This is a genomic window from Novosphingobium resinovorum, assembly GCF_001742225.1.
In the GTDB taxonomy this organism is placed as follows: Bacteria; Pseudomonadota; Alphaproteobacteria; order Sphingomonadales; family Sphingomonadaceae; genus Novosphingobium; species Novosphingobium resinovorum_A.
The window spans coordinates 1570849-1589706 of the sequence record NZ_CP017075.1; the positions used below are offsets into that span (position 1 = coordinate 1570849).

Genomic DNA, 18858 nt, shown 5'->3' on the forward strand with positions numbered 1-18858 from the left:
CACCCCGGCCGCCGGGGTATCCCACCTCAGTAGAAGTTGTTCACAAAGCCCACCGGGTTCTTCTTTGGAATCCACTTGCAGCCGCCGAAATTCAGGATGTTCCCGAACTCGTTGCAGTGCTCCGAGTTGTGGTTGCAGCCCCGCGACAGGGTGACGGTCGCACCCGGTTCCAGCGAAGCCAGGCTGCCAGCCACCTTCACCTGATTGCCCGAAACCTTGATGATCTGTCTCTGGTCGGTCCCCCACTGGATAATGCCGTTGGCAAACCGGTCCGCAGCGATCGGGCCGTTCCACCCGGGTCCGAATGAAACCCAGCCTGCCGCCTTGCCGAGCGCAGTGGCTGCCACGGTGAACGCCGGGCGCGAAACCCGGCAGCTGGGGCCGTACAGCGCGTGCATGCACTGATACTGGTCGCGAACCCGCAGCCCTGCCCGACGCATCGAAGTGCTGATCGGCTCACAATCGAGGATCGCTTCGGAGTCCTCCCACTTGCTGGAGAGCACCCGGCCTGCCCAGATGGCGAGGTATTCTAGGTCACCGTCAGGCGCGTGCCCCTGGAAGATCACCAGCCCGACCACCTCGGATGGCGGGAAGACGCGGAACAGGTCGGCAACCGGGTTGTCCTGCGGCACCCGGACGGCAAGCGAGGACTTATCGAGCGTGCCAGACGTGTTCACGGAGCCGCGGTCAATCGGGATTGGCAGGTAGACCACGTCATCGACGGTGATCTCTTCCTCGGCATCCGTGTAGCTGTAGACCGTGTCGCCGATCGAGAACCGATAAAGGGCGTCAGGTTCGCCAAGCGACCGGCTTTCCTCGTAGGCGCCGAACGTCATTCCATGCTCTCCGGGATCGTGAAATTGATGAAGTAGTCGAACGAGTCCAGCACGTCCTCGTGCACCATGTTCCACGGCAACGCCTCGAACTGGATCGCCGGATAGCGCACGTTGACGGCCCAATCGAGATCGTCGAGCGGGTCGAGGTAGTCGCCCCATGACGTCTCCAGCAGGTACTGCGAAAGGTCGTCCAGGGGCTCGACAGGATTCTCGGCCGGCAGGGGCTCCAGCGTCCGGAAGCCGATTTTGACCTGCGCCGCAACAGTGGTCGGCCACTCGAATGTCAGAGCGTCGGACGAGAACCGGGCAACCTCCAACCGGCACACCATCGCGACGTCGGCGGCCGTGAAGGCTTCCAACCAAGTGCGGTTCACCGTGATCTGCCCACCGGCCGTTGCTGTCACTTGCCGCGTCAGGACACGGCCGCTGCGCAGCCGGATCATGATCGCGCCCGTTTCGCCGTCATCGAGCCCGGTCACCAGCAATGTCGGTGAACCTTCTGCTGCGTCCCCGACAACCGTGATGTCGTCGGTCCAGGTTGGCATCAGGAACTCGCCGCGGCGGCCGCGCATTCGGTGATAGAAGGACTCCATCTCCGTCTGCTCGGTGGGGCCGACGTTCAGATACGTCGCGGTCTGCGTCAGCCATCCCATTTCGATCGGCTGAAAAGTGGATACCCGCCCATGGCCGTAATCGACCTGTTCCACCGGCCACTCGAAGGCTTCCCCTACTCCATCAACCCAGTTGGGCCGTTTGGCGAAGACCTCCCTGCCCTCGTGGATATAGACGCCCGGCCCACCTTCCGCCGGTGCTGGTTCGGTGCCCGGCTCGACCGCAAACACCAACCGCGCGGTGGCGACTCGGCTCACCGGGTGCGCTGCCGAGATGGAGCCGCCGAGGATGCCGCGCAGCAGGGGCTGCACCCTCGTCCCCACGGCAAGGACGTCGGCGAAATGGTCGTCGACCGTCACGGCTGCCAGATCCGCATCGACAGCGGTCACGGTGCGACGCAGTGACCCGGCGATCAGAAGTTCGGTGCCGACGCCCAACCAGTGGGGAATAGCGGGAAGCGTGAAGACGTCGGAGTCTGCCGGGACGAATGCCGAAATCCGAGCACTCCGCAAAGGGTCGGGCAGCAACATCGGTCGCCCCTGCCACGTCCGGATATCGCGAACGAACCGCTGCCGTGTCTCACCATCAAGGGCAACCGAGTAGGTGATCTGTCGGCGCGGTGCGCTGCGCAGTGCCCGCCGTTGTTCCCGGCCGGAACGCGCCGTGAAGATGTCCGTGCGGTATTCCACCTGAACATCGACACCGTCGTCCCAGTTGGGCTGGTACGGCCAGAGGCGCGCAGTGGTCGGATAATCGGGCATCAGCGGCCACCCATTGCAGCGTTGAAGGCAGTCGGGTTGTTCTTCACCCAGGTCAGCAGCGCCTTTTCACCACGCTTGGTGTTGAGCGCTTCCGCGAAGGCTGCCGCCGGGTCGAACACGACAATGTTCTTGATGTTCGTACCGCTGCCGCCTGACGGTGTCGCGCCGCCGTTCAACACGTGGCGCGGGTCGTCGCGGGTCAGCATCTCCTCGCCTTCTTCGGCGATGACCGGCACCTCATTGGGCGCGAGGCCGATGATACCGCCGGTGTGATACCGGGTCGCGCCGGAGAACCACGATGGGTTGACCGCACGTGGCCCCGAACCGGTGCGCCAGTTGCGAACAACGTTCAAAATCTCTTGCACCCCGGCGTCGGTCTGCACCAGCGAGCCGCTGCCGATCACGCCACCGTCATGTGCGCGCACACCGGCGAAGGCACCGGTGCTCCCGGTGGCCCCACCGCCGGAAGCACCTCCAGCCGCGCCACCGATTGCCCCGGCGATAGCGTTGAAGATGATCTGCTGCAGGATCATGGTGGCAATCTGCCGCAGGAACTGGGCTGCGAACTGCAGGAATGCCGTGCCGAGCGCCTGAAACGCATTGGCCCCGCTGGCGATCGACTGGGCGAAGCTGTCGAGGGCGTCGGTGGCGTTGCTGGCGAATGCCTGGGCGATCTGCTGCCCGGAGATGCCCATGATGTAGCCGAGGTTCTGCCCGGCCGCTGCCGACGCATCTAGACCGAGGCGGATCGTATCGACCTGCGTCTGCGTCAAACCAAGGGCGGCCATCGCTTCCGGGTTACCGGCGAGTGACGAGTAGAACGTCTGCGCGTTGCTGATCGCCTCCAACAGCTTGGAGTTGACCATGTCCAACTGCGGCATGAGCTGCTGCGCGAGGCCGCGCTGCCCGGTTTCCTCGAAGTATTGGATGCGCTGCTGCAGGCTATCCCGCAACGCGCTGAGATCCTGCACGGGCTGATCGACGCTCTGACGCTGGTTCTCGAACGACTGGCGAGCGTTTGCCGCATCGAAGTAGGCCCCGGTTACCTCGCGCAGCTTCTGGATGCGCAGTTCCAGCGCCGGATCGTCGGCGGCGATACCAGCCTTCGACGCATCGTCCCGCACCTTGGCGATCTGCGTTTCAATGTCGGCCTGACGCTGGGCCGCCAACAGCGCGTCGCCGGTCAGCGTGGACTGGTCGCGCAACTGCGTGGTCTCGAGTTCACGGGCAGCGTTCGCCCGGTCGAGCCCATCCAGGAATTCCTGCTGCTTTTCGACGACCTTGTCGTAGTCGGCTACGGCATCCGCGAGGTCGGTCTTGAAGCGACCCAGGCCATCCTCGACGAAGATACCCTTCTGCGGGTCGACCGCCTTCCCGTTGACCTCGACCTGGTAATGCAGGTGCGCGCCGGTGCTGTTGCCGGTGTTGCCCGACCGCCCGATCGTCTGTCCCTGCTCTACGATCTGGCCGCGCGACACGATGGCATTGTCGGACAGGTGGCCGAACTTCGAGACGGTGTTGTTGCCGTGGTCGATGTAGACGAACTTGCCCAGCTTGGAGTCGTAGCCGGTTTCGACCACCACGCCCTTGGCGGGGGCCTTGACCTGCGTCCCGGTCGGCACGGCGAAATCAACACCGCGGTGGAACGTCGATGCGCCGGCCTTCGGTGCGGTTCGCTGGCCGTATCCGGATGATACGCGGCCGCTGACCGGGTCGATGAACTGGGTCTGCTGCGCGAGACGCTTGGCTTCGTCGGCGGCCCGCTTTCGTTCGTCGGCCTCCTTCTTAGCCTGGTCGGAAATGCGCTTCTGGGTCGCCTCGCGAGCGCGTGCGACCTCCTGCGCGATATACGCCTGCTTGGTCGCCTCGTCGGCGAGTTTGAATTCCTTCTCGACAAACTCGGTCGCCTTGCGACGGGCTTCCGTTTCGGCCTCGGCGACCGACTTGGATTCCTTCGCGGCCGCAGTGGCGCGCTGAAGGTCGCCTGTCTGCTTCTGCGACAACTGGGACTGACGGGCGATCGTGTCGCCCTGCTTCCCGGACTCCGTGTTCTGCTTCTTCAGGGTGTCCAGCTGCCGGACAAGCGAGGCTTCCTGGTCCTGAAAGACCTTGAGGTTTGCCTGCAATCCGCCACGGGTAAGCGCACTGGCGTCTTTCAGGTCGCCCTGAATCCCGGCAATAATGTCGCGGGTCGTCTTCAGTTGCTTGGTGACGTCGGCCTCACTGGCCGCACCGCGAAGCTGCCGCAGGGCCGCAGCAGCGTCCCGGCCGAGGCCAGCCAATCCGGAACCGGCATCGCGAATCCACTGGGTGTCGCCGACCAGTTCCTTGAATTCTTGCCAGGCTGCGGAGAGTTCCCGCATCGCACTCGCCCATGGGCCGCGCATCTTCTGGGCCGCGTCTTCCTGGCGCGCCGAGAAAATATCGAGTGCTTCGTTGCGCCCTTCTGCTGCGCGCCCTTCTTCGAACAGCGTGCGGATATGGTCGCGCTGTGCGGCGGTCAGGAAGTCGTAGGAATCGTCGAGCCGCTTGACGGCCTCGTATCCGCCGGTGAACGCATCGGCCACCTCGTTGACGGCGTCCTTCAGATCGACACCCATCACGTCGGAGAGATTGGACGCTGCTTCGCCGAACTGCTCGATGCGAGATTGGTCGACACCCTCGCGGACGAACTTTCGCACGGCAGCTACGGCGTCTTCCGCCGACAAACCGTATCGATCCAGCGCCTCGGCAGCGTCGTTCAGCGCACCAGCGCCATACGAGTTACCATCTGCCGATGCCGCCAGTTGGCCCAAGAAACCGCGAAGCCGTTCGGCCTCGTCGCCAGCTTCCTTGAGGCCGATCACCACGGCGCCGATCGCTGCTGCGGCTGCCAGCACTGCGGGGTTCCCGAGCGCAGCAACGATCATGCTGCCGGCCCGGGGGAAGATCTGGATGATCTGACCACCCTGCTGCGCCAGCGTCTGGGTCAGCGAGGTGCCGGACGCAAGCTGCGTCACTATGTCGTTCAACTGGAACGACAGGTTCTGCATCTCGTAAGGCTTCAGGCCGAACAGCGTCGGTTTGCCGCCGCCGACGTTCTGCTGCCCCAACGACTGTGCAGCATCGTCGGCGCGCTTCCGCAGCAGCGTCTGAGCCTGCGCCAGTTCCGTGGCGCTGATCTTCCCGCGATCATACAGCTTCTGGGCTTCGGCCAGTTCGCGGTTCAGCTTGTCCTGGATGGCCGCTAGTGGATTGAGTTCCGATCGCAGCCGTGCGGTGGCGTCGACCAGTTCGGCCTCGGCATCCGCAGCAGCCTGCGCCGCAGCTTCTTCTTGCCGCAGCATATCGGCCAGTGCGGTTTCACCTGCGCGGCCTGCACTGCCACCGTTTCCTTCGATGCGAGCGCGAGCGCGCTGGGCGGCCTGCGACATCTCGACCGCCTGCGCATACTCGCGCTCAGCCTGAGCAGCGCGTTCTCGGGCAGCGGTTTCCTTTTCGACTGCCGCGATCGCGCGCTCGGTGTCGGTCAACCCGGCACGGGTGAACACGCTTGCCGAGTCTTCGGCCGACTTGCCCGACGTCGCGTTGGTGCTTCGCGCAATAGACGCCTGCAGTGCTGCAGCCTTCTCTGCCGCGGCATTCTGGCGGTCCAGCGACCGGGTGTACTGTTCGGATTCCTGCTTTGCGAACGTTGTGACGGCGCCAACCAGTCGGGTCTGCCGCTCCAGTTGTGCAAGGTCAGACGCGCTGCGCTGGAACCCGGCATCCTGTCGGGACACTTCACGCTCAAGGCTGCGGTACTGTGCCTCAAGGTTCTTCACCTCGGCGGCAACGCCCTGATACCTGGACATGGCTTCCCGGGTCGGCGGGCCGACGAAGGAGTCCATCTTGCTCTGCGCTGCGCGGGCCGCTTCCAGCTGCCGGGTCAAAGCGCGAAGCTGTGCCTGGTTACTCGCCAGCGAGGTCAACTGACGCTCAAATGCATCGGCACCACGGTTGATGCTGCCGGAGATCTGGCTGTACGCCTTGTCGAGCCCGGCCAGTGCGCTGATCGTCTGCGTGATGCCCGACGCGGTGTTCGTCGACCCCGATGCAACCTGCTTCTGGGTCGACAGCAGATCGGAAAGCGCGGACTCAAACGCCTTGACGGCCTTGGTGCCTTCATCCCTGGCCCGGATGACGAGCGAAACGTCGGTCTGCCGCCCGGTTGCCATGGTGTCAGTTCTCCGTCATCTGCTTGAGCAGTTTCTTGAAATGGTCGCCGCCCTTCTTCGACATGATCGACGCGGCGGCGGCTTGGATGGTGACGGCTTCGGTGGCGATCAGAGCGTTCTGTCGCTCGACCACCAGCGCGGCCTCGTCACCGAGGAAGCCCAGCGGATATTCACCGGCATCGGAGTGTCCCTGGGAGAGCAGCAGGCTGACCTTGCGCCGCATCTCCCAGACCCACTTCTCCAGGGTCAGCTTTTCGCTGACTGGCTGAAGGCCGCCGTGGCTTTGCCGGCCAGTTTGATCACCACGGCGAGGAATTTTCCCGGCGGCATGCTCGACGAGAAGGTCAGCTCGCCGATCTTGAGCAGCGCTTCCATCTGGACCGGAAGCGGTAGCGATCGGGCAGCCTCGACGTCGCGCTCGTAGTCCGTGAGACCGAGCGGATTGACCTCGGTGTCGGGTTCGACAAAGTCGTCGGTGACCTTGCTTCCCGATGCGATGGCGATCAGTTCGGCCATGATATCGGGAGCATCGGAAAGCAGGCTGACGATAAGATCCTGCACTTCGGTGATGTTTTCCCGCGAATCCCAGAGCGCCGAAAGCTGCCCAGTGTGGCGGTTGTAGAGGGTGATCACCTTGTCCGGACTGAGGCCCCGGACGGTGAAAGATTCACCGCCGGGGACCTCGACCGTGGCCGGAGCAAAGGATAGGTTACGCAGTCCCATCGCTACCTATCCCTTATGCGGAGAACGGACGGCCATCGACGTAGATGCGCTCGCGGCCGTCGTCGGGCTTCAGGATCTCGATGTTGAGCGACAGCTGCTGCCACTCGTCCGACTTGAGCGCGAAGTCGCCGTTCGGGCCGAGCTTCACGTAGGGGAGCAGGTAGTCCATCTTCGCGCCTTCGGGGTTCGCCGAGACGTAGAGGATGGCGCCTTCCACCTGCTGGTCGCCGGAAATGACCTGGGTGCGGCTGCGCGCAGCACGGTCGAAGGTGACTTCCAGGTCGGCATCGGCAACGATATCGCCGCCTTCGAGAACGGTGATGAGACCGAGTTCCAGGTCGACCGTGTAGTCTTCGTTCACCACGTAGGTGGTCGCGCCGACTTCGACGGTAACGTTGCTGATCGAACGCACACCGGTGGGATTGAGGGTCGTCCGGCCCAGCTGGTACATCAGGCCCGGCTTGACGTCGGTGATCGTCTCGGTCTGCGCGGTAGCGGCCGTCTGGACCAACGTCGAGGTATGGCCGAAGAAGAACAGCGCGAGGTTTTCGAGGCTGATATCGTCGGCAGTGAGCGACCCGGTTGCGGTCGTCTCGAGGATGATCGAGCGATCCTTCTGGCGGATACCCTCGTCGGACGAGTAGTGGTCCAGCGTCTCGTTGTCGATCGTCAGGTTGAACTCGGGCGTGTTGCCTAAATATCTGAATCCTGCCGGGATCTGGGTATTGGGTCGGAAGGCCGAGAAGTAGACCTTCCCTCGTCCAAGGGTATAGTTCTTTGCCATCTCATTTTCACCTTTTGCATGTTTCTCACGCAATACGTGATTCTAGAGGCATTCGGAAGGTTATGGTGCACTCTCGGATGCGGCGGCGGTCGGCCACGGCCAATGGTTCGATTTTAAAGCGTTTTCCCGGGCGGTGAGGTATTGTAGGTTTTCCGCGACGTGCAAGCCGCAGATGATGTGCTCGCCGTGCTCGTTCACTCCTTTCAGGGGAACGCGGTGATCCACCTGCATTCCGCCCGGGCAACCTGCATATATCTCACGGATAGCATCCATGTCCGCCCATGGTGGGGTTGCATGGCGGACACGCTTCATTCGAGCCTTTGTCGTCGCGGCGGGCACAGGAGAATTTGCGTAGTAGCGGCGCCTAATAGCGTTGACTATGGGTCGATTTTCTCGTTTCCAGATGGCCGCTTTTTCAGCAGACCTTGGCTTATTATCCTTATACCACTCCCGAGACGCCTCTTTGGCGTATTCAATGTTATTTTGTCGCCAAGTTTTATGTCGCTCTGCGGCGCGCGCTCGGAACGCAGGAACTTCATCTCTGCGCCGTTTATGTTTGGCAAGATCGCACTCTACGCATTTGTATGTACTTACGAAGCGCGGTGAAAAATGACCGTTCCTACATGGCAAGTCCGGCATAAACTGCTTTTCGCCGGCAGCAATGGCTGCGTCACGCGCCGCATTTCTTCGATTAGCCAACGGATTCGCTCAGTCGTATGGCTTGCTGGCGTTCTCGACGATCCGGACGGTGATCGAAAGCCAGAACCACGCAGTGCTGGACAACTCGTCAGCCGGCCGCACGACGCCCGAGCCGAACCGCAGCTTGGTCACCTCGCTGGCACTCGAACCAGCAGCCTTGAGGCCAAAGATGTCCGGCTCCGTGCGGTCGTGTGGTAGGCGGCGCTTTGCCTCGGCTGCCAGCTTCTGGCGAACGTCAGCCAGCAGGACGTATGCCGTGTCGGTCGGGTTCGCCGGGTCGTCGGTCACCCAGCCCTGAATGAGAAGGTCGTAGTCATACTCCGACGTCGGCTCCGATGCCGGGGGCTCGGCCACTTCGCTCGCCGGGTCAACGCCTTCCAGGGTCGATACCATCGGCAGCGGGTCATTGTCGCCGAACCACGCGCGGCCGCGGTAGACGCGCGGCGTGAACACCCCGTCGCCGGGATCAAACGCCGAAAGGTCCGACACGAAGCCGTTCGCCGGGGTGATCTCGGCCAGGCATGCGGACAGTGCTTTTTGCAGCCGCAGTTTGAACGGCTCGGTATAGGTCGGCATCAGAGTCCTTCCGTGCCCATCAGTCGCGAGAACTCGCGCTGCAGGTCAGTCTCGATGTTGGGGATGTCGCTGCCCGCCACGCTGCGGAACACCTGGTTTACGGAAGGGCCGAACAGCAGGTAGAGCCCTGTCTTGCCCATCTGCTGCAGCGTGACCTTCTTGTTGTCGATCGTCTCACCGGGCTTCAGGCGGATCGCGACGCCCATGTTCGACTTGGTGTCCACACCGGAGCGACCTGCCGGTAGTCGAATGAGGAACATCCGTTTGCTGCGCGTCGCTTTGCCCGGAGTCACCTCGAACGTCACACCCGGTTTCGACGGTCGCCCGCGCGTCGCGAAGCGCGCAAGACTGGTCGGACGAAACCGCCCGGTGATCGACGCCTCGTCGCCGAAACCCTTGGCCGTGCGAAGCGCCAACCGGGAGTCATCGCCGCGCAGATACGACGCCGGAAAGTTGACCTGGTCTCGCATCTCCTTGGCAGTACGGGTGCGCGATCGACCAGCGGCGTAGTTGACGGCCCTGACCGCGTTGCGCCGAATGCGCTCCGGAATTGCCTCAATGCTACGGGTGTCCGGGATGCCATCAAGCGCGACCACGTAGATCTCGTTGCCGAACTTCATGCCGGAACCGGGAGGCCAGTGGTCTGCGCGACGGGCAACTTGGTGACCCGGGCGGTGATGAAGCCGGCATCGTCCACGGGGTCGGCGGCTTCAATGTGGTACGCCTCACCTGCCTCGACCGACACGACTGCTTTGTTGCGCAGCCCGTTCACGGGAAGCTGGGAAGCCTGGAATACGATCTGAGGTTCGATGTCGGCACGCTGCATCATCTGCGGGTCGCCGAGCGCATCGAACTTGGTATGAATGCGAACCGTGACGGGGACCGGTGAAGCCCCCGTCACAGGAATGTAGAACGCCCGCACCGCCAAAGCAGTGTGCAGGCGCTGCCGGGCAGCACGCTTGATGTCGCGGATGCCGCCCATTGCCGTGTTACTCGATCACGTCGGAACCGGCCGGAGCCGTCGAGGCAGCGGCGGTGGGGGTGAACAGCTTCGCTTCGTCGGCGGTGAGTTCGCGGACGGCCTTGAGATCCAGCAGCTCATTTCGTTCGGTCTCCGAGAAGGGAGTGAAGATCGACTTCGACGGGGCAGTCCTGCCGTCGCCGTAGGTGACCTTGAACAGAGCGAACACGGGATCGATGTCGTCTTCGGCTTCGATTTCGGGACGTTCGAGCTGGCTCGGCGAGACCTTCTCGACGGCCTTGCGAGCACCAGTATTGCTTCGGGAAGTTCCCATAAAAGCACCTTTAAGTTGAAACGGCAGGCGCAACTCACCTGCCGTTCCGGGTTGAAGTTTAGGCCGGAGCCTTCACGGTCGCCTTGTAGGTGGCGTTCGGGTTGATCGGCACGAACAGCGGTGCCGATTCCACCGAGATGTTCTCGACCTTGGTGCGCTCACCGGTCTTGAAGTCCTTCGGGAACAGCGGCAGCGCCTGGTACTGCGCGTCCTCGTCGACAATCATGCCGAAGCATTCCCAGCCGTTGATCGAGGTGGGCGAACCGGTGGCGACGATCTCGTTGTCGCCGAGGTAGCGTGCACGGTTGCCAGCGGCGTCCGTGTACTCCTCGTTGTTCACCCACAGTTCGACGGTCTGGCCCGACGCGCCGCCGATGAACAGCTCGCCGAACTTATAGACCTTGTCGGCCGACGCGATCGAACGGTCGATCACGTGGACACCACCCTTCACGTTGAGGTCCATGTGATCCAGGATCTCGTTGTCCTGGCGCACGATCGACGCCACCGAGCCGCCCATGGTGATGCGCTGGAGGGCGCCGCCGAACTCGGCGTTGACCATGGTGTCGTTGATCCGCTGGACGTGATCCAGCAGCGACACGCCGGAGTCACCCCAGTAGTTGCCGGAGGTGAGGACTTCGGTGTGATCGGTGTCGCGCTGGAAATCGACTTCGACCGAGGTGCCATCCAGGTAGTTGCAGGTGACCTTGCCGTCGATGATGGCGCGGGCCTTCATCCATTCCCAGGTACGCATGACCTGCTGCTGGAACTCCTGCACCATCTGCGCCTTGATCAGCTCCTTGCGCTGCATCGGCGAGATGTTGTTGAGGTTCATGTGCAGCGCGGACACGTCGATGCCGGGGGCGAACGACAGCGGGCGGAACGGATCGACCGCGTCTTCGGCGACGATGTTCGCCGGCTTGAAGCGGAAACCCTGCACGCGGTCCTTCAGGGCACCCTTGCCGCGACCCATCGGGCGCACGAAGGGCGCGAGCGACCGGCTGCGGATCGGCAGCTTCTCGAAGTCGATCCACTCATCGGTGGAGCGCATCTGGCCGCCGGTGAAGAACTGGCCGAAATACCAGGTCTCCGGGCGCATGTCGCGGAACACGCCCAGCAGCTTGTGAGTGCTCCACGGCTGATACGGCGCGTTGGGAGCGGGAGAGTAGATGGTCATCTTTCAGAATTCCTTCTAGTGGAGCCGGTCGCCGATTACGAGGCGTCGCGCTGCAGGCGGCTGCGGAACAGGAGGTTCGGGTTGCCGTTGAAGTGCGGCAGGCCGGCCCACTGGGTCTTCTTGGCGAGGGTGTCGAACGACGCATCCCAGACGAGCGGGCTGTCGGCGCCGGCGTCGTTCTCGCCGACGTTGAAGCAGCCGGTCAGGAACACTTCACCGTAGATGGTGGTGTTGTTCGCGCCCGAGACCGCCGCATAGACGAGGACGCCGATCGGCTTGACGCCGTTGGCGACAGTGGCGTTCCAGGTTGCCGGAACCAGCTTGCCGCCGCTGATACCGACCACGGTGAACTGCGCCAGATTGAGCGAGTCGCCGAGCAGGATGCGCTTGGGCTGCTGGATCGCCGGTTCGGCGCCCGCAACGAGATTGCTGTCGATGTAGGTGTCCATGACCTGGAAGTCGGGGACGCCGCGGACACCCGCGTTCTGGTACGAGGTGTTGATGGTGGAGGAAGCCATGGGTCGTTCTCCTTACTTGGCCGAGGGCTTGGTGAAGCCCTGCAGACCGAGCGCCGCGCCGAGGGCGAGCACGCTGTCGGCACTGTCGTCGTTCGCGGTGTCGGGGTTGGCCGGGCTCGCGCCGACCTCAGGGTTGCCGGTCTGCATCGCGTCAGCGAAGGTGCCGGGCTGCTGCTGACCGGTCGGTGCCGGGGCGGCGGCAGTTTCCTTGCCGAGCTTGCCCAGGAAGGTGTTCGCCTGCTCGACCGAAAGGTCGGTGTCGATCGCAGCGGCCAGTGCGGCAGCGGGACGATCTGCGGCGTTCTCGCAACCCAGAATCGCGGTGATGCGGGTGCGCTCGGCGGCGGAACCTTCGGCAGCGCCAGCGGCGCGAGCGTCGGCAACCGCCTGTTCGTGGACGGCCTTGTCGACCGTCTCGACCGGAGTGGTCATCTCTTCGTCTCCATTGTTGTCGGACGGTTCGTCCAGGGAATCCGCGAATGCGGACATGGCGTCCTCCGGGCTGCCGATGTGATCGGCGAGACCGTTTGACGTTGCCTCCGAGGCGGTGAACGTCAGCGCTTCGGTGTCCCGAACGTCGCGTTCGTCCATGTCTCGGCCTCGTGCCACGGAGGACACGAAGATCTTGTAGAGTTCGTCGATACGCGACTGGATGCGCGCCTTCGCGTCAGCCGACAGCGGTTCTTCGGGGTTGCCATCGACCTTGTGCTTGCCAGCGAAGATGAAGGTGTAATCGAGGCCGACGCGCTCGTTGTAGGCCGACCAGTCGATGTGCGTGGTCATTACGCCGATCGACCCGACACCGCCTTCACGGCAGACCCAGATTTCGCCGGTGGCGGCAATGTTGTAGGCCGCCGAGTAGGCGCCGCCGGTGACGATGGTGCGGATCGGCTTTTCGCCGCGGCGCGCATACATCTTGTCAACGAGAGTCTGGTTGCCCGAAACGAGGCCACCGGGCGAGTTGATCATCAGCGCAATGCCGCGAACGGTGCCGTCTGCCAGGCCACGCTCGAACGCACGCCAGATGTACTCGTAGCCAGTCGCCCAGCTAGTCGCGAACGGGAACTCGTTGAGCATGATTCCGCGCACGGGGATTTGGAGAATCCCGTTGACGACGGAGTACGGGCGATAGTGCGCCATCCACGAACCGGTTTCGGGCCAGAAGCCGTCATCGGCGGCAGCCATGGGTTCGCCCATCAGCTTCTGGAAATCGGGGTGTGCCATACCGGCAGCCAGGTGCGCCTTGACCTGCCCGAGCATGTCGGGCGCGATCATCACCGGCTGATCGGCGAACTGGGCGAGCAGCGGGTTACTCATCCGCCGAACCCTTCTGCCGAGATGTCGCCACCCCAACCTTCGATGTCATCCTTGGTGGGCAGCTTGGTGCCACCCCAGCCTTCAACCTGCTTATCCACGGGGGCTGTCTCCTTCGTCGCTGGGCGTCGCCGACAGCGCGTTCATCGCAGCCATCGTCGCGGGATCGGTCGCCATGAACTGGAGCCCCAGCGCCTCGCGCAGCGCCATTTCGCGCTTGAGTTGGCGGTAAACCTTGCGCCAGTCCTTCCCGAGACGGGCCAGTTCGTCCTCGGCGGTCGACAGGCCATTGTTGATGCGGAGCACCGCGGCCTGCGTTTCCTTGAGTTCGTCGATCTGGCCGCGCGATGCGCCAACCCAGTCACACCGCGACAGTGCGTCGAAGTTGCTGTTCAGACGGCCGTAGCGCTGGCCCGGGCGCGGGGGATTGTAGATCCGGAAGCGCTTGGCGGACTCGATGTCGCCTGCGTTGATCGCTTCCTCCAGCCAGAGGCGGAAGATGATCGTGGCGAAGCGATCGGCGATCAGCTTCTTGCGCGCCTGCATGAACTTCCAGGTCTCGGCCATGGAGGCGCGGGCAGACGAGTAGTTCGTGTTGGTGTAGTCGCGGCTCAGCTGCTCGTAGGACACGCCGATTGCTGCAGCCATGTAGCGCAGCAGAGACTGCTCAAACTGGCTGCCCAGCGGACCGTTACCGGCTGCCGACTTCAGTTCGAACTTCTCGCCGGGGAACAGGCGCGGCACCTTGACGCCGTCGATGGCGATACCGCCCTTCCCGACGTACTGCCCCACGGCACCCATGTAGCCCTGCGCATACGCCGCAATGGCTGCCTGCGCGGCTTCCGGGGAATCGCCGCCCATGCGTTGGAGGATGTCGGCAGTTGGCAGTTCGGACGTGATCGCCGCAGCATACATCGCCTGGGTGACGGCGTGCTGCACGGTGATGTCGCGCCACGTGTGCGTGATCTTCATCGCCTTGAGGGCTGCAGCCATCTCGGTGATGCCGCGTGTCTGCTCCGGACGCACCTGCTCGAACAGGTGGATCATCTGCAGGCGGCCCCACGGCTTGGTGCGGTCGATCTCGTCCCATTTGGGAGGCGCGAAATCGACCGGTCCGTAATCGTTCGGATGGGCCGATCGGACGAAGTACGACACCGGCGCACCGCGGCGATTGTACCGCACACCGGCGCGCTGGTCGGGCGACTGAATCCAGCGCCAGCCAGTCATGTCCTTCGGATCGGACAGGCGGTCGAGGTCGACCATCTGGATCGCGGTGCTGTAAGGCGAGCCGTCGTCCGTGGTCCATTCGGCAGCGGCTAGCACTTCGCCGCCCATCAGATGGATGCCGACTGCCATGCGGACCAGCGACGTGAAATTATTCGTCCGGGCGGCGTCGATCCAGTTCTCAGGAGAGTCCGAGTAGAGTTCCCACTTGGCCTCGACTTCTTCCTGGAACTCTTCTTCCCAGAGGTCGTCGTCCTTGCCGAGCAGCACCCGGGTCGCCGGGCGGCAGTTCAGCAGGTAGTGACTGCCGACGATGTTGTCCTTGTGGAGATTGGCACCGCCTTGGACGAATGCGTCATTGCGCAGCATGTCACGGGCGCGACCATCAACCGTCGTCTTCTCGGGCAAGATTTCCAGGTCAGCCGACTTCAGCGGCGAGTCCCACAGCGCGATGGTGCTGTTGAAGCGGTCAGCGCCTTCGAAGGCACCGAGAGCCACTTCGCCGCCTGCCACGGCAGGGACCAGAGCCTTGGCAGGCGGCGCTGCGACCTCTCGGGCCAGCAGATCGGTGAACTCGTCGCTCACAGGAAGAACGGCCTGAGGGGGCCATTGTAGGTCTGACAACCGGTCGCCTGGTCAGCGATCTGCTGCTTCAGGTCACGAATGTAACCCTGCAGCTTGCTCGCGTTCGCTGCGACGTATTCGACACGCTCGCCGTTCTGATCAACGTAGACGCGGGCGAGCGTGCCGGTCATCAACGAGTGATAAGCGGTCTCAGCTTCTACAAGTCGTTCAGCAAGCGTCGGCATGAACGCGAATTATCACGCACTAGTTGATGCGACAATGTTATGGTGTCAATCAACCCAGCAAGCTACCCAGCTGCTCAAGCGAAGTGCTCTCCGAAGCAGGCTTGGTGCCCCGGGCACCCTGCGCATCGAACACATGATCGTTGACGTCCCACTCGGCCGCCCACGACGGCGGCTGCGACCAGTCGAGACGATCAATCTTGATGTCTTTCATCCGCAGGAATGCGACGCAGTACGCAGCCAAGTCGAATGCTTCATTGCGGCGGCGGCTGCGGTTCTCCCAGCCGGACTGCAGTCGGATTTCAGCCGTCAGCTGCGTGTAGAGCCAGTCGATGTTTTCCAGTTCACCGGTCTCGACGTCGAACCATTCCGGGAAGTGAAACTGGCCGCCCGGCTCAGTGCGCCCGAGCATGTTCGAGACTTGGTCCTTGGCGACGTTGGAATTGATCTTCCAGACCGGCACGTCGCCGCGAGCGATCGCCCATTTGTCCTTCTGCTGCGAATCGGGGTAATCGACGCGGATCATGTTGTCCTGCCGACTGGGCTCACCCTTCAGCAGATGGAACTTCATGTGGTAGTTCCGCTGCTCTGGATCATGCAGACGGAGGTAGCGCCAGAAATCGTAAGCGTTGGACGTCACGGAAACCACCGGGCCGTCGAGCGCCTTGTTCAGCCGAACAGCTGCTGCGGATGCCGCGCCGCCAGAGTCGCAGGCCACCAGCTTCGCCTTCATGAAACGCCCCGACCCGTCGCCGAGCGGGTATTCACGCTCAATGACCTGGTCGATGAGAACGTGCCAGTCTTCCTTGAACGACGCCGGGTCCAGTTTCAGCGGGTGACCGTCAGCATCGATGCGGCGCGACTTGGTGATCTTCCACATGTCGACGTGGTAGACGTCCATGGACTGGGCGCCGCCTACCATTGTGACCGGAGCGATCCCGAACGTGTGGACGACAAAACTGTCCTTCTGGACGTCGACCGTGGTGACTAGGAACCGAACACCTTCCGGCACCTCGCCGCGGTAGTTGTAGGCCCGGGCGCGTTTTTTCAGTTCGTCCGGCAGGCGCCCAGCCTCAATCGACTTGGGCGTATAAGGCAGGCCGAACGAGGTGTTGGTCACGGCGCGCAATTTCTCTTCGCTGCCGGTTCGCTCGAAATCGGACTTGGCGTTGAGGTAGTTCAGCACCAGCTTCTGCCACGTGTTGAATGCCGCCGAGGGGCCTTTCAGCCAGAACGACGCAATGTCCGACCGGCGCGGCTGCCCGACCACTGAGCCGTCCTCGAGCCAGATCTCCCCTTCCCGAAGCCAGCGGCCGTCGTGCTCGAGGTCGTGCTTGAGATCGGGGACAAGGCGGCATCCGTTGCCCGGGCATACCATGACCACCTGCTCAGCAGCGTCATGCGGATCTGCGGACGCCGGGTAATCGAACAACTTGAAGTCCGGCTCGAACTTCTGTCCGCAATGAGGGCACGACCAGTAGCGGCGGCGGCGGTCGCCCATGTTGTACAGGGACAGGATACCTTCGCACGGCGGTGCCTCGTGCGGCGAACTAGGAATCCACCGGGCATCGTTGACGTCGAAGCCCGGTGACGACTCCACCACGGTCATGGCGTATCGGCCCAGCGTCTCGCCGCGTTTCGACAGCAGCGTCCAGGCGTCGCCTTCGCCGTCGATGCTGAGCGGCAGGCGGTCGTAGTCCATCGCCCAGTTGCGACCGACCGTCTTACCGGAGAATTCGTTGATCGACGGATGGACGATCGTGACGCGCATGCCGGAGATGAAGGTCTTGTCGAAGACGTTGTCGTTGACACGACCGGGCACCAGCTTTGCTCGGACATCGGCAGAATTGCGGAAGTGCTTGCGCAAATCCGACTGGGAGAACTCGCGCGCACGGCCCTGCGACATCTGGACCAGCATCATGTCTGCCGGGTCGCAGATCGCCGAATGCGACATCCAGTTCAGCCACATCTGCGACTTGCCGGTACGCGCCGGGCCGACAAATACCATCCCCTGGTAGGCCAGGCTGGTGAGCACGTTCTGCGGCTCGACGAGATACGGCGTTTTGTCCTCGGACCAGAGGCCGGAGTAATTCTTCTCCTTGATCCGGACGTACTTTTTCGCCGCCTCGGTAACGGTGATGCGCTCCGGCGGCGCGACCGCTTCAGTGGCGGCGGCGATCAGTTCTTCGAGCGACCGGTAACTGGCGGGCCGGTCCTTGACGAGCATCCGGCGGGCGGGCGCGCTCATGCGAAACTCTGCCGAATTTCCGCGTAGAACGCAGCTGGCACGTAAAGTCTCGTGAGCTTGAATCTCGCGAGATCAATCGTCGGTGGCCACGGACCAGCGGCGACGATTTGCTGTCCGGCAAGTGCGAGGTAGTGGTCCGCCGGGATATACGCCGGTGCCTCACCAATCTGGACTGCGTACTCGACGAAGCCAAAAGGTGCGACTTGAACGGTGGCTTCAGTCATCGAAATCCCCGTCGTCCTCATCCCACGCCGGAATGTCCGGGTCGCCGTCAGGCTGCTCGGCGATGCCGAACATCGGCTTGGCGAACATCGACCCAGTGAACTTCTGCTTGGGAAGATCGATCAGCTTTTCCCGAACTTCGCTGCGAAACTCGTCGATCGCGGCTGACAGGATTTCCGTCTGCTCGTCGGTCAGTTTCGCGCGGTCACGCATCTCCTCGACCACGGAGACGAGGCTGTCGTTGAAGATCATCGAGACCTCCCCCAGTGCCTGCATCACGTCTTCCGTTTCCCAGGCTTCCTGGGCTTCGATCTTGTACTTCACGCGGCTGCGCTGGCTGTCCCAGAAGGACTTATTGATCTCCGGCGGCAGGTCTGCCTTGTTGAGCGTCCGGGCAAATTCCTCGGCCGTCATCTTCGGCTTCACGAGATAATGAATCGCCTCGTGGAAGTAGTAGACCTTGCGGGTGCCGACGATCGCAGCCGGCCGACACTTCGCCAGGCGCTGGTTGACGGTCTGGGGGTCCATCCGCATCAGGCGCGCGAGGAAGTTTTGCGGCACCGGGTCGCCGAACTGATCGAGTCCCAGCGACTGGTGACCTTGGGCCGCTTTCCGCAGTTCTGCTTGATGGTTCAGTTCACTGGTCGCAGATTCACGGCGAGCAGCCAGTTCCGCATTGGATGGGCGACCGCGCTTTCGGCGCGGCTCGGCGACGAGGCTTTCGAATTCGTCCACGGTGTTAGCGAGCCGTCCGGTGGAACGTGTTGTTGCCGACATGCCAGTGGTGACAGAGGCGACAGCGATACACGATCATGCGGCCCTCGCGCTTATCCCGAGCACGACGGTGACGGCTGTGCTTCAGCATGCGAT

Annotated in this window: 18 protein-coding genes; all 18 read right to left on the reverse strand. The window is 63.1% G+C overall.

All coding sequences use genetic code 11. From position 1 onward, the window contains the following. Positions 1 to 26: 26 nt before the first annotated feature. The 18 genes from BES08_RS07250 to BES08_RS07335 all read right to left on the reverse strand — a co-directional run bounded on the left by BES08_RS07250 (position 27) and on the right by BES08_RS07335 (position 18723). Complete coding sequence (locus BES08_RS07250; RefSeq protein WP_069707977.1) at positions 27 to 836, reverse strand: phage BR0599 family protein; 810 nt, start codon at positions 834 to 836, stop codon at positions 27 to 29. Continuing rightward, the gene (locus tag BES08_RS33580; protein ID WP_069707978.1) at positions 833 to 2209 is read right to left on the reverse strand and encodes a hypothetical protein; all 1377 of its coding nucleotides are present in this window, start codon (positions 2207 to 2209) and stop codon (positions 833 to 835) included. Before BES08_RS33580 ends, BES08_RS07250 begins: the two co-directional genes overlap by 4 nt. Continuing rightward, positions 2209 to 6405 (reverse strand): peptidoglycan DD-metalloendopeptidase family protein, encoded by a 4197-nt coding sequence (locus BES08_RS07260; RefSeq protein ID WP_069707979.1) that lies wholly within the window; start codon positions 6403 to 6405, stop codon positions 2209 to 2211. Before BES08_RS07260 ends, BES08_RS33580 begins: the two co-directional genes overlap by 1 nt. A gap of 4 nt (positions 6406 to 6409) precedes the next feature. Next, positions 6410 to 6628 (reverse strand): hypothetical protein, encoded by a 219-nt coding sequence (locus BES08_RS07265; RefSeq protein ID WP_069707980.1) that lies wholly within the window; start codon positions 6626 to 6628, stop codon positions 6410 to 6412. A 23-nt stretch (positions 6629 to 6651) separates the two neighbouring features. Further along, on the reverse strand, positions 6652 to 7128 hold the full coding sequence (locus tag BES08_RS07270; RefSeq protein WP_069707981.1) for a phage pre-tape measure protein: 477 nt from the start codon (positions 7126 to 7128) through the stop codon (positions 6652 to 6654). Positions 7129 to 7141: 13 nt separating this feature from the next. Continuing rightward, the gene (locus BES08_RS07275) at positions 7142 to 7912 is read right to left on the reverse strand and encodes a phage tail tube protein (RefSeq protein ID WP_069707982.1); all 771 of its coding nucleotides are present in this window, start codon (positions 7910 to 7912) and stop codon (positions 7142 to 7144) included. A 708-nt stretch (positions 7913 to 8620) separates the two neighbouring features. After that, complete coding sequence (locus BES08_RS07280; protein WP_069707983.1) at positions 8621 to 9187, reverse strand: hypothetical protein; 567 nt, start codon at positions 9185 to 9187, stop codon at positions 8621 to 8623. Next, the gene (locus tag BES08_RS07285) at positions 9187 to 9807 is read right to left on the reverse strand and encodes a hypothetical protein (protein WP_069707984.1); all 621 of its coding nucleotides are present in this window, start codon (positions 9805 to 9807) and stop codon (positions 9187 to 9189) included. The genes BES08_RS07280 and BES08_RS07285 overlap by 1 nt, the downstream gene beginning before the upstream one ends. Further along, positions 9804 to 10169 carry a hypothetical protein gene (locus BES08_RS07290; protein ID WP_069707985.1) on the reverse strand — a complete coding sequence of 122 codons (366 nt, stop codon included), beginning with the start codon at positions 10167 to 10169 and terminating at the stop codon, positions 9804 to 9806. Before BES08_RS07290 ends, BES08_RS07285 begins: the two co-directional genes overlap by 4 nt. A 7-nt stretch (positions 10170 to 10176) precedes the next feature. After that, positions 10177 to 10482, reverse strand: coding sequence for a hypothetical protein (locus BES08_RS07295; protein WP_069707986.1), 306 nt, complete (start codon positions 10480 to 10482; stop codon positions 10177 to 10179). A gap of 58 nt (positions 10483 to 10540) precedes the next feature. Next, complete coding sequence (locus BES08_RS07300; protein WP_069707987.1) at positions 10541 to 11656, reverse strand: major capsid protein; 1116 nt, start codon at positions 11654 to 11656, stop codon at positions 10541 to 10543. A gap of 35 nt (positions 11657 to 11691) precedes the next feature. Continuing rightward, positions 11692 to 12174 carry a hypothetical protein gene (locus tag BES08_RS07305; RefSeq protein WP_069707988.1) on the reverse strand — a complete coding sequence of 161 codons (483 nt, stop codon included), beginning with the start codon at positions 12172 to 12174 and terminating at the stop codon, positions 11692 to 11694. Between the two features lie 12 nt (positions 12175 to 12186). Further along, complete coding sequence (locus BES08_RS07310) at positions 12187 to 13491, reverse strand: S49 family peptidase (RefSeq protein ID WP_069707989.1); 1305 nt, start codon at positions 13489 to 13491, stop codon at positions 12187 to 12189. Between the two features lie 90 nt (positions 13492 to 13581). After that, complete coding sequence (locus tag BES08_RS07315) at positions 13582 to 15297, reverse strand: phage portal protein (RefSeq protein ID WP_069707990.1); 1716 nt, start codon at positions 15295 to 15297, stop codon at positions 13582 to 13584. Then, entirely contained in the window at positions 15294 to 15521 is a 228-nt protein-coding gene (gene gpW / locus BES08_RS07320; RefSeq protein ID WP_069707991.1) for a gpW family head-tail joining protein, read from the reverse strand. Before gpW ends, BES08_RS07315 begins: the two co-directional genes overlap by 4 nt. A 49-nt stretch (positions 15522 to 15570) precedes the next feature. Beyond that, positions 15571 to 17766, reverse strand: coding sequence for a phage terminase large subunit family protein (locus tag BES08_RS07325; RefSeq protein WP_083274623.1), 2196 nt, complete (start codon positions 17764 to 17766; stop codon positions 15571 to 15573). Next, entirely contained in the window at positions 17763 to 17990 is a 228-nt protein-coding gene (locus BES08_RS07330; RefSeq protein WP_069707992.1) for a hypothetical protein, read from the reverse strand. The genes BES08_RS07325 and BES08_RS07330 overlap by 4 nt, the downstream gene beginning before the upstream one ends. After that, the gene (locus BES08_RS07335) at positions 17983 to 18723 is read right to left on the reverse strand and encodes a DUF1441 family protein (RefSeq protein ID WP_069707993.1); all 741 of its coding nucleotides are present in this window, start codon (positions 18721 to 18723) and stop codon (positions 17983 to 17985) included. Before BES08_RS07335 ends, BES08_RS07330 begins: the two co-directional genes overlap by 8 nt. Positions 18724 to 18858 lie beyond the last annotated feature (135 nt).

Excerpts from the sequence above, each read along its gene's own strand:
- BES08_RS07250 (WP_069707977.1), bottom strand. The coding sequence starts at position 836 with ATGACGTTCGGCGCCTACGAGGAAAGCCGGTCGCTTGGCGAACCTGAC.
- BES08_RS33580 (WP_069707978.1), bottom strand. The coding sequence starts at position 2,209 with ATGCCCGATTATCCGACCACTGCGCGCCTCTGGCCGTACCAGCCCAAC.
- BES08_RS07260 (WP_069707979.1), bottom strand. The coding sequence starts at position 6,405 with ATGGCAACCGGGCGGCAGACCGACGTTTCGCTCGTCATCCGGGCCAGG.
- BES08_RS07265 (WP_069707980.1), bottom strand. The coding sequence starts at position 6,628 with ATGCGGCGCAAGGTCAGCCTGCTGCTCTCCCAGGGACACTCCGATGCC.
- BES08_RS07270 (WP_069707981.1), bottom strand. The coding sequence starts at position 7,128 with ATGGGACTGCGTAACCTATCCTTTGCTCCGGCCACGGTCGAGGTCCCC.
- BES08_RS07275 (WP_069707982.1), bottom strand. The coding sequence starts at position 7,912 with ATGGCAAAGAACTATACCCTTGGACGAGGGAAGGTCTACTTCTCGGCC.
- BES08_RS07280 (WP_069707983.1), bottom strand. The coding sequence starts at position 9,187 with ATGCCGACCTATACCGAGCCGTTCAAACTGCGGCTGCAAAAAGCACTG.
- BES08_RS07285 (WP_069707984.1), bottom strand. The coding sequence starts at position 9,807 with ATGAAGTTCGGCAACGAGATCTACGTGGTCGCGCTTGATGGCATCCCG.
- BES08_RS07290 (WP_069707985.1), bottom strand. The coding sequence starts at position 10,169 with ATGGGCGGCATCCGCGACATCAAGCGTGCTGCCCGGCAGCGCCTGCAC.
- BES08_RS07295 (WP_069707986.1), bottom strand. The coding sequence starts at position 10,482 with ATGGGAACTTCCCGAAGCAATACTGGTGCTCGCAAGGCCGTCGAGAAG.
- BES08_RS07300 (WP_069707987.1), bottom strand. The coding sequence starts at position 11,656 with ATGACCATCTACTCTCCCGCTCCCAACGCGCCGTATCAGCCGTGGAGC.
- BES08_RS07305 (WP_069707988.1), bottom strand. The coding sequence starts at position 12,174 with ATGGCTTCCTCCACCATCAACACCTCGTACCAGAACGCGGGTGTCCGC.
- BES08_RS07310 (WP_069707989.1), bottom strand. The coding sequence starts at position 13,491 with ATGAGTAACCCGCTGCTCGCCCAGTTCGCCGATCAGCCGGTGATGATC.
- gpW (WP_069707991.1), bottom strand. The coding sequence starts at position 15,521 with ATGCCGACGCTTGCTGAACGACTTGTAGAAGCTGAGACCGCTTATCAC.
- BES08_RS07325 (WP_083274623.1), bottom strand. The coding sequence starts at position 17,766 with ATGAGCGCGCCCGCCCGCCGGATGCTCGTCAAGGACCGGCCCGCCAGT.
- BES08_RS07330 (WP_069707992.1), bottom strand. The coding sequence starts at position 17,990 with ATGACTGAAGCCACCGTTCAAGTCGCACCTTTTGGCTTCGTCGAGTAC.